Below are 8,608 nucleotides of genomic sequence, written 5' to 3'. Positions count from 1 at the left end.
GGGCCCTCGCACGGACCTCCGGATCGATTTTCTTGGGCATGACATGCATCCTTCCTGACTCAGAAGGAAGCGGCATCAAACCTGGGGTGATTCACACGGTGCGGGGCTGGAAGAGGTTGGGCTCAGGAGCCCGAGGGAGCTGCCGGCGGGGCCGGAGGGGTCGCGCCATCAGCGGGGGCCGGAGGTGCAGGCCGAGTGGCACCGTCACCCTCGGCATCCGGAGTCGGCGGTGCAGGAGGCGTTGCACCATCAGCGGGAGCCGGCGGTGCAGGCACAGTCGCGCCATCACCCTCGGCAGGCGGCGCCGGAGGCGTCGCACCATCGGCCGGAGCGCACACAGCACCACCGGGACCACCTGCTCCCGGGCCACCCTTACCCGGACCACCCTTGCCTGGACCACCATCAGCCGGACCACCTTTGCCCGGACCGCCCGCAGGTGGAGCAGGCGGCGTTGCGCCGTCACCCGGTGTCGGAGGTGTCGGAACTGCAGGAACCGTCGATCCGTCATCGGAATCCGGAGTCGCGGGAGTCGCCGGCATCTCGGATGCGTCAGAACCGCCGCCACCGTCGGTTCGCTGACCGAGGGCGGACGACGACGCGACCGTGGAGACACCCGGCGACGCGTCGGGTCCGGTGGCTGCGAACACTGCCGCGGTCACCAGGGCTCCGACGGCCAGGCCCGCTGCTGCGGTCGCCACCAGCGGGACCCGGCCCTTCCACCGCTTGGGCTTGTTGTCCCGAGTTGCTTCGGCACTCGGGGTGGGCTCGGGGTTCGATGCGGCTGGGATCGGTTGGGTCTGATCGTTCACGTTCACTCCTCGTTCGGACTGTGTCGTTCTGTCACCGACACTGCCGCCGCTAGCTGAAGTCACCCTGAAGCTGGCCACATCTTCAGGATCACTTCAGGTGGTGGGTGACAATCGAGGCATGACATACAGTTCCGCTCCCCGGGTGATGGTCGTGGAGGACTCACTGCCCATCCGGGAAGCGCTGGTGGCCGCGTTCGAGGACGCCGGTTTCACCGCAGCATCGTTACCCGACGGCGACGACTTCGAGACCACGATGGCGGGCTTCCGCCCCGATGTGGTGATTCTCGACGTCATGCTGCCCGGAGCACGAGACGGCTTCGATCTCATCGACGTCGTTCGGCAGAGCACCGACGCGGGCATCATCATGGTCACCGCGAGGGATCAACTGGCCGACCGATTGCGCGGACTGAGCGACGGTGCCGACGACTACGTGGTCAAACCATTTCAGCTCGACGAGGTGGTCGCCCGCGCGAAGTCGGTACTGCGACGGAGAGGTCGTTCTGCCGACGCGGTGCAGGTGGGCGATCTACTGGTCGACGAGTCAGCCGGAGTGGTGACTCGGGCCGGTCAGGTTCTCGATCTGACCGCGACGGAGCTTCGATTGGCCACGTTCCTGGTGACACAGCGCGGCCGCACGGTCTCGAAAACCTCTATCCTGGAATCGGTTTGGGGCTACGGCGCGTACGACGCAAACCTGGTGGAAGTGCATATCAGCGCGTTGCGTCGCAAGATGGAAGCGAACGGCCCACGGTTGATCCACACTGTGCGCGGCCTCGGCTACGCGCTGCGAGCCCCGCAATGAACCACACGCCCACCCCCTCGCTGCGAATGCGGGTGGTCACCACCGTCGTCGTGTTGTTTGCGGTGTTGCTGGTGATCGTAGGCTCGTCGGTGGACGTTGTTCTCGGTCAACAGCTTCGGCGGGATCTGGAGGCGAGGCTATCGGACAGGGCAACCCGAGCCGTCGAACTTGTGGAGAGCGGCGTCGGACCCGAGGATCTGGTGCAGGCTCTTCAAGGCGATGCCATCCGAGTTCGTGTCACCGCTGCGGACGGCACGGAGTACGGCGCTCCCGGCGGTGAGCGGCCCGGTCCGGACATCAGGCCGGCCACTCCGGCTCCGCCCGCAGGCCAATCGCAGGCTCCCGGACCTCCCGTTCCGCCCGATCCTCCTGCACCGCCGTCGGATTCGTTCGAGATCACCGAGCCTCTGCCCGACGGGTCGACGCTGTCACTACTGGGCGACACCACCGCAATCGCCGACGTTCGCCAACAATTACGCATTCTGATGTTGGCCGCAGGTGCCGTCACTCTGCTGCTGGCCGCCGCCGCGCTGATCTACGCGGTGAGACGCGCACTGTCCCCGCTGGACTCGATGACGTCCGTTGCTCGTCGAATTACCAACGGTGACAGGGGAAGACGGCTGCTTCCCACCAAACCGAACACCGACCTCGGCCGGACAGCATCAGCCGTCGACGAAATGCTCGACGCTCTCGAAACCGCAGAGCGCAGGGAGGCGGCGGCGGCTCGTACCGCCCGTGTCGCCGAAGAGGACATGCGCCGCTTCCTGGCCGACGCAGCGCACGAGCTCCGCACTCCGGTTGCCGGCATCTCGGCGTTGGCACAGTCGTTGCAGCGCGATGCCGAGCATCGACCCGATCGGGTGGCCAGATGGAGCGAGCTGCTCGTCGGTGAATCGGGAAGGGCGTCACGGTTGGTGGGCGACATGCTCGATTCCGTTCGCGCAGAAAACACCTCGGATCTCGAACGTACCGATACCGATCTCGCCGACATCACCCGTCGCACGGTGGAGCGAGCAGCTTTGCTCACACCGCACATCCGGTTCGAGGTCGATGCGCCGCAACCGGTTCCGGTCCGCGTCGACGTCGGACGCATCGAGCAGATCATCTCGAACGTGCTGGACAACGCCGCTCGTTTCACGCCGTCCGGCGGGACGATTCGGATAGCGGTAGGCGCAGATTCGCAGGCCGTCGTCACCATCGACGACGAAGGGCCCGGGGTCGACGAAGCAGACCGCGAGCGCATCTTCGAACGACTCGTCAGGCTCAACTCCGCCCGCGACCGGTCCTCGGGGGGCGTCGGACTCGGGCTCTCCATCGCACGCACACTCGCGCGCGCTCACGGAGGCGAACTGATCTGTGTCGCAGGGCCTTCGGGCGCACGATTCCGTCTGACCCTTCCCCTGAAACCCTGAAAACCTGCTACTCGACGATCAAGTCCATCAGCAGACTGTCGTGCCAGCCGCTCGGGCCCTTCTCGTATTTGCGCATGATCCCGACCGGCTCGAAACCGACTGCGCTGTAACACGCGATCGCTGTCGCGTTGTCGGCGGCCGGATCGATCACCAGGCGGTGGTGGCCCAAATCGACTGTCAGATATCGCACCAGCGTCCCCACGGCGTCCTTGCCGACCCCGCGGCCGTGTACCGCCGGATCGAGGAAGATGTCGATGGACGCGTGCCGGTACATCGGATCGGTCTCTTCGCCGTATTGAATCAATCCAACTGTGGCACTGTTCAGTTCGACTACGAGACGTTGCTCGTCGGAATTGTCGAACGGCCAGTTCTCGGCGGCGTCCTCGTCACCCCATCGGGCGTACACCTCGGGAGTGCGCAGAATTCGGCGCAGCTCCGGCACATCCTCGGCGGTGACGGGCCGCAACACGACCTGTTCACCGCGGAGGTTCATGCCCGATGACTACTCGGCGCGCTTGGCCGCGCGCGCTGCCAGATCCTGGGCGTCGAGCTTGTCGGCTTCTTCGAGGGTCGGGGCACTACCGCCCAGGCGCGCCGGAACCCAGTAGGCACCCGGCTCGTGGTGGTAGCCCTCTTGGAGCTCGAGCAGCATCTGCTTCATCACGTCGCGCAGCTTCTCGGTCAGTTCGTTCGGCGGCCCGACCGGTGCAATCGGCTCACCCACCGCAATGGAGATCGGAGTGTTGGTGCGGCCCAATCGCTTCGGGTAGCCCTTGGTCCACACCCGCTGCGCACCCCAGATGACCGTCGGGATGATGGGGACGCCGGCCTCGATGGCCATCCGCGCCGCACCGGACTTGAATTCCTTGATCTCGAAGCTGCGACTGATGGTGGCTTCGGGATACACGCCGACGAGTTCGCCGTTGCGCAGACTGTCCACGGCCGCTTTGTACGACTGCGCCCCGGCACCGCGGTCGACGGGGATGTGCTTGAGCGCGCGCATGATGGGGCCGGAGATCTTGTTGTCGAAGACTTCCTTCTTGGCCATGAAGCGGATGTAGCGCTTCACTCGTCGCGGCGGCAGTCCCGCGTACGTGAAGTCCATGTATCCGGTGTGGTTCACCGCGATGACCGCGCCACCGGTAGCAGGGATGTGTTCCTCGCCCTCGACGTCGAACTTCAGGCCCTCGAATGCGAACACGGTGCGAGCGATGCCGATGACTGATCGGTAGACGGGTTCCACAGTCGGTTAGCGTAGTCGGTGGACGAAGGCGGAGAAAGGTCCGCCGACAGTGCGGTCGGGTCGCGCGCAGTCCGGTACCGAAGCTACGGGGGAGAGAAATCACGTGAAGAACAGAGCGGCTTCACCGCGGCGCAGCCGAGTCGGCCGAACCGCGCTGCCGCTGATAGCAACCATTGCCCTGGTCGGTGCCTGCGACTCCGCAGTCGGCATCCCGTCCGATCAGGACGACACGTCGTCCAGCACGGCCGAGTCGACAGCCGACTCCCCTGCCGCCGCGTCGACCACCCAGGAGCCCTCGGCCCCCACCCCGACGCTCCCGCCCATCCCACCGGGTCCACCCGTCGGCGAAGCTCCCGGAAATCCCGCGGCCGCGGCTGCGCTGCGGCCCTTCGTCAACGATCTCACCGGCGGCGGAATAGGTGTCGTCACGACGAGGTGCTGGACTGTGCCGCCCACCGACATCCCGACGATGTACGCCGACACCGGTGCCATCCTCGCTGCGGTGGCGGCTCCCGCGGTCGACGGTCAATTCGCGGTGACGTGGACCGGGCCCACCGCGACGGTCGCCATCAAGCGCAGCGAGATCGCGTCGGGCTACGCCTGCCCCACCGTCTACCCCACCGGCACCGCCCCCGTGTTCGACGCGGCAGACGCGGCGTACACAGTGGATCGCTATCTGGGCCGAATCGCCGGAATTCCGGTCGATCAGGGCGATGTGGAGCAGAGCTACCCGCTCGTCTGCGATGCGCGGCAGACGTGGGACCCCAACGGCACCGGGTTGCCCACGGCACCACCGTTGGCCGATAACCCGGCGATTCTGCCGGCCGTCACCTCGTTCGATCCCGACAGCGTGTTCGTCACGGCTCAGAACGGCCTCTACACGCAGGTCAACGCCGACATCATCGATATCTCGGGCGCGTACCAGAACCGCACGTTCATCTTGGCAATCGGCGGCGAGGGCTACTGCATCGGCGACATCGCCTGAGCCTGCACTACTACCGCCGGAGTGGAGCCTGCGGAACGACCCAACTAGCGCCGGAGTGGAGCCTGCGGAACGACCCAACTAGCGCAGAACGTCGGTCCCGACGAAGGGCACGAGGGCTTCCGGGACCCGCACGGTGCCGTCGGCCTGCTGGTGGTTCTCCAGGATTGCCACGATCCACCGGGTGGTGGCGAGGGTGCCGTTGAGCGTCGCCGCGGTCTGAGGCTTGCCGTTCTCGTCGCGGTAACGCACGCCGAGGCGTCGGGCCTGGAAGGTCGTGCAGTTCGAGGTCGAAGTCAGTTCGCGGTAGGCCTGCTGGGTGGGGACCCATGCTTCGCAGTCGAACTTCCGTGCGGCCGATGAGCCGAGGTCGCCGCCGGCGGTGTCGATCACACGGTAGGGCAGCTCGACCGCGGCGAGCATGTCCTTCTCGTACTCGAGCAGCTTCTGGTGCTCGGCTGCCGCGTCCTCGGGCTTGATGTAGGAGAACATCTCGATCTTGTCGAACTGGTGGACGCGAATGATGCCGCGGGTGTCCTTGCCATAGCTGCCCGCTTCGCGGCGGAAGCACGACGACCAGCCGGCGTAGCGCTTGGGGCCGTCGGCGAGGTCGATGATTTCGCCCGAGTGGTAGCCCGCAAGAGCGACCTCCGAGGTTCCGACGAGGTAGAGGTCGTCGGCTTCGAGGCGGTAGATCTCGTCTGCGTGTGCGCCGAGGAATCCGGTTCCCGACATGATCTCCGGCCGCACCAGCACCGGCGGGATCATCATGGTGAACCCGTTCTTGACGGCCTTCTGCGCGGCGAGTTGCAGCAGCCCCTGCTGGAGCAGCGCTCCGTAGCCGGTCATGAAGTAGAAACGTGAGCCCGATACCTTCGCTCCGCGTTCCATGTCGATCAGGTTCAGCGACTCACCGAGTTCGAGGTGATCCTTGGGTTCGAAATCGAACTCCGGGATCTGCCCGACGGTCTCGAGCAGCACGAAGTCGTCTTCGCCGCCTGCAGGCGTGCCGTCCTGCACGATGTTGGAGATCGCGCGGTGAGCTGTGTCGAGTGCTGCGTCGGCCTCCGCTTCGGCGGCCTGGGCTGCCTTGACCTTGGCGGCCAGTTCCGACGCACCGGCGAGCAGAGCGGGACGGTCCTCTGCGGAGGCCTTACCGACCTTCTTGCCCAGCGCCTTCTGCTCGGCACGCAGCTGATCGCCTGCCAGCACCGCCGCTCGACGGGACGCATCGGCGTCGAGTAGTGCATCGACGAGAGCGGGGTCCTCGCCTCGGGTGCGCTGCGAGGCGCGCACTGCGTCGGGGTTGTCGCGAAGGAATTTCAGGTCGATCACGAGAGGGAACCTTACTTGCCGAGCAACCCCAGGTAGTCCTCGCGTCCGAACATCGTGGCGGCGTCGATGGCCGACGGGTGACCCCCGTGCGGATCGGCTCCACCGTCGACGAGAACCCGCACCACCTCGTCCTCCCCCTTGAACACCGCGCCCGCGAGTGGGGTCTGCCCCTTGTCGTTGGGCTTGTTCACATCGGCACCGCGCTCGACCAGCACCCGCACCGCATCGGCATGCCCGTGGTAGGCGGCCAGCATGATCAATGTGTCCCCGGACTCGTTGTGCAGATTCACCGGAACTCCCGCGTCCACATAGCTCGCCAGACCGGCCGTATCACCGGTGCGCGCCATCGTGAACAGTCGGCCGGCCAGCTCGCTGAGGTCGTCGTCACCTGTCGGGTCGCTCATGAGGACCGAACATACTCGGGCATGATGGAGGCGATGTCCGAGAACGAAACAGACCCCCCGGCGAACCACGATCGGAGAACTCTCTCCGCAAGCACCGCTCGTCGTGGTCTTGCCATGGTTGCGGTCGGCGCAGTGCTCGCCGCAGGTGCGACGACGTTCCTCTCCGATGGATTCTCGGCACCCGAGAAGATCACCACCCATTCGGCAGCCAGCGGTCCGGTCACCGACGGACCGGTGTCGGCATCGTCGTTCGGTGCGGCCGACCCCGGCACCTGCCTGCAGTGGACGCCCACCGACGACCCGGAGACCGACCGGCAGGATCTCGCCGAAGTGCCGTGCGCCGATCCCCATCGATTCGAGGTCGCTCGCGACATCGACATGAGCGTCTACCCCGGTGTCGAGTTCGGCCCCGGTTCGCGGTATCCCGGGTCCATTCGGTTCGGATCTCTGCGCGACGAGCACTGCACAGCCGTCGTCAACGATTACGTCGGTGCCAAATTCGATCCCAACGGCCTCTACGGCGTCGGCCTGATGTTCCCCAGCCAGGCCGGGTGGGCCAAGGGTGAGCGGACCCTGCGCTGCGGGGTGCAGATGCCGTCGAACAGCGGAACACTCCAGGAGATGACGGGCTCGATCCTCGACCAGGACCAGTCGAAGGTCTGGCCGACGGGCACCTGCATCGGCATCGATCAGAACGTGCCTGCCGATCCGGTGGATTGCTCGGCACCACACGCCTTCGAGGTGGCGTCGGTGATCAACCTGACGCAACAGTTCCCCGGCGGACACCCGTCCGAGGGTGACCAGGACGCGTACCTGGAGGGCACCTGCACGGACGCCGTCAACGGCTACCTCGGCTCGGACACGGCATTGCGCGACAAGACGCTGACCCTGTTCTGGGACACCATCGACGTCGCGAGCTGGCTCGCCGGCAGCCGGCAGGTGACGTGCTCGGTGGGCAAAGAACTCGACTCCGGCGGCTTCGCGACCATCGTCGGCAGCGCCAAGGGCGACATTCTCATCAACGGTGAAGCGCCCGTCCCACCGCCCTCGGCTCCCGACGGCCGCGCGCTGCCGACGCCGCTGCCCGGTGCCGCCCCGATCACCGGGGGGTAGACATTCCCACCCACATGACCCGCGTCGACTTCGAGGAAGCAGTGTCCGACGCCCTCGACACCCTGCCGCGTGAACTCACCGATTTCATGAACAACGTGGTCGTCCTCGTCGAGGAGGAGCACCCCACCGAGGACATCCTCGGACTGTACGAGGGCATCGCTCTCACCGAACGCTACGAGTACAGCGGCCATCTGCCGGACGTCATCACCATCTATCGGAAACCGATCCTGGACATGGTCGACGACGAAAACGAGGCTCGCCGCGAAATCGCCATCACCGTGGCCCACGAAATCGGACACCACTTCGGCATCGACGACGAGCGCCTGCATCAACTGGGATTCGGCTGAGCGCGCTCGCCTCGCCCGAACGCCCACCCCCGAACGCGTCAATGGACCACTGCACACGTCTGAGCGGTGTGCACCGCTCCCCGAAAGTTGGACTGAGTAATTCAGTTCCGACTATTGGGGAGCGTGTGTATGCGTGTACGAAGTTCGCTTACCGAGGATCA

General features: G+C 66.0%; 10 protein-coding genes. 5 read left to right on the top strand and 5 right to left on the bottom strand.

All coding sequences use genetic code 11. The annotated features are described in order from the left end of the window. Window positions 1-122: 122 nt before the first annotated feature. Window positions 123-809 carry a hypothetical protein gene (locus tag ACIGGF_RS25110; protein ID WP_397523748.1) on the bottom strand — a complete coding sequence of 229 codons (687 nt, stop codon included), beginning with the start codon at window positions 807-809 and terminating at the stop codon, window positions 123-125. Window positions 810-927: 118 nt separating this feature from the next. Between ACIGGF_RS25110 and ACIGGF_RS25105 the strand changes: the two genes are divergently transcribed. Beyond that, window positions 928-1,611, top strand: coding sequence for a response regulator transcription factor (locus tag ACIGGF_RS25105; protein ID WP_397523747.1), 684 nt, complete (start codon window positions 928-930; stop codon window positions 1,609-1,611). Continuing rightward, window positions 1,608-3,023: an ATP-binding protein gene (locus ACIGGF_RS25100; RefSeq protein WP_397523746.1), complete on the top strand. Its 1,416-nt coding sequence runs from the start codon at window positions 1,608-1,610 to the stop codon at window positions 3,021-3,023. Before ACIGGF_RS25105 ends, ACIGGF_RS25100 begins: the two co-directional genes overlap by 4 nt. Before the next feature lie 7 nt (window positions 3,024-3,030). On the opposite strand, the gene ACIGGF_RS25095 is transcribed toward ACIGGF_RS25100, so the two are convergent. Continuing rightward, window positions 3,031-3,516, bottom strand: coding sequence for a GNAT family N-acetyltransferase (locus ACIGGF_RS25095; RefSeq protein ID WP_397523745.1), 486 nt, complete (start codon window positions 3,514-3,516; stop codon window positions 3,031-3,033). Window positions 3,517-3,525: 9 nt separating this feature from the next. After that, the gene (locus ACIGGF_RS25090; RefSeq protein ID WP_397523744.1) at window positions 3,526-4,266 is read right to left on the bottom strand and encodes a lysophospholipid acyltransferase family protein; all 741 of its coding nucleotides are present in this window, start codon (window positions 4,264-4,266) and stop codon (window positions 3,526-3,528) included. 103 nt (window positions 4,267-4,369) lie between these two features. Between ACIGGF_RS25090 and ACIGGF_RS25085 the strand changes: the two genes are divergently transcribed. Then, window positions 4,370-5,251 (top strand): hypothetical protein, encoded by an 882-nt coding sequence (locus tag ACIGGF_RS25085; protein ID WP_397523743.1) that lies wholly within the window; start codon window positions 4,370-4,372, stop codon window positions 5,249-5,251. A gap of 78 nt (window positions 5,252-5,329) precedes the next feature. On the opposite strand, the gene serS is transcribed toward ACIGGF_RS25085, so the two are convergent. Further along, window positions 5,330-6,583, bottom strand: a complete 1,254-nt coding sequence (serS, locus tag ACIGGF_RS25080; RefSeq protein WP_397523742.1) for a serine--tRNA ligase — start codon at window positions 6,581-6,583, stop codon at window positions 5,330-5,332. Window positions 6,584-6,594: 11 nt separating this feature from the next. Further along, the gene (locus ACIGGF_RS25075; RefSeq protein WP_397523741.1) at window positions 6,595-6,987 is read right to left on the bottom strand and encodes an ankyrin repeat domain-containing protein; all 393 of its coding nucleotides are present in this window, start codon (window positions 6,985-6,987) and stop codon (window positions 6,595-6,597) included. A gap of 24 nt (window positions 6,988-7,011) precedes the next feature. Between ACIGGF_RS25075 and ACIGGF_RS25070 the strand changes: the two genes are divergently transcribed. Both ACIGGF_RS25070 and ACIGGF_RS25065 read left to right on the top strand, forming a co-directional pair. Beyond that, window positions 7,012-8,100 carry a septum formation family protein gene (locus ACIGGF_RS25070; RefSeq protein WP_397523749.1) on the top strand — a complete coding sequence of 363 codons (1,089 nt, stop codon included), beginning with the start codon at window positions 7,012-7,014 and terminating at the stop codon, window positions 8,098-8,100. A 14-nt stretch (window positions 8,101-8,114) separates the two neighbouring features. After that, window positions 8,115-8,447, top strand: a complete 333-nt coding sequence (locus tag ACIGGF_RS25065; protein ID WP_397523740.1) for a metallopeptidase family protein — start codon at window positions 8,115-8,117, stop codon at window positions 8,445-8,447. Window positions 8,448-8,608 lie beyond the last annotated feature (161 nt).

The sequence above is a fragment of the Rhodococcus sp. NPDC078407 genome, from assembly GCF_044542515.1.
Taxonomy (GTDB): Bacteria; Actinomycetota; Actinomycetes; order Mycobacteriales; family Mycobacteriaceae; genus Rhodococcoides.
This window is presented reverse-complemented; position numbering and strand designations above follow the sequence as displayed.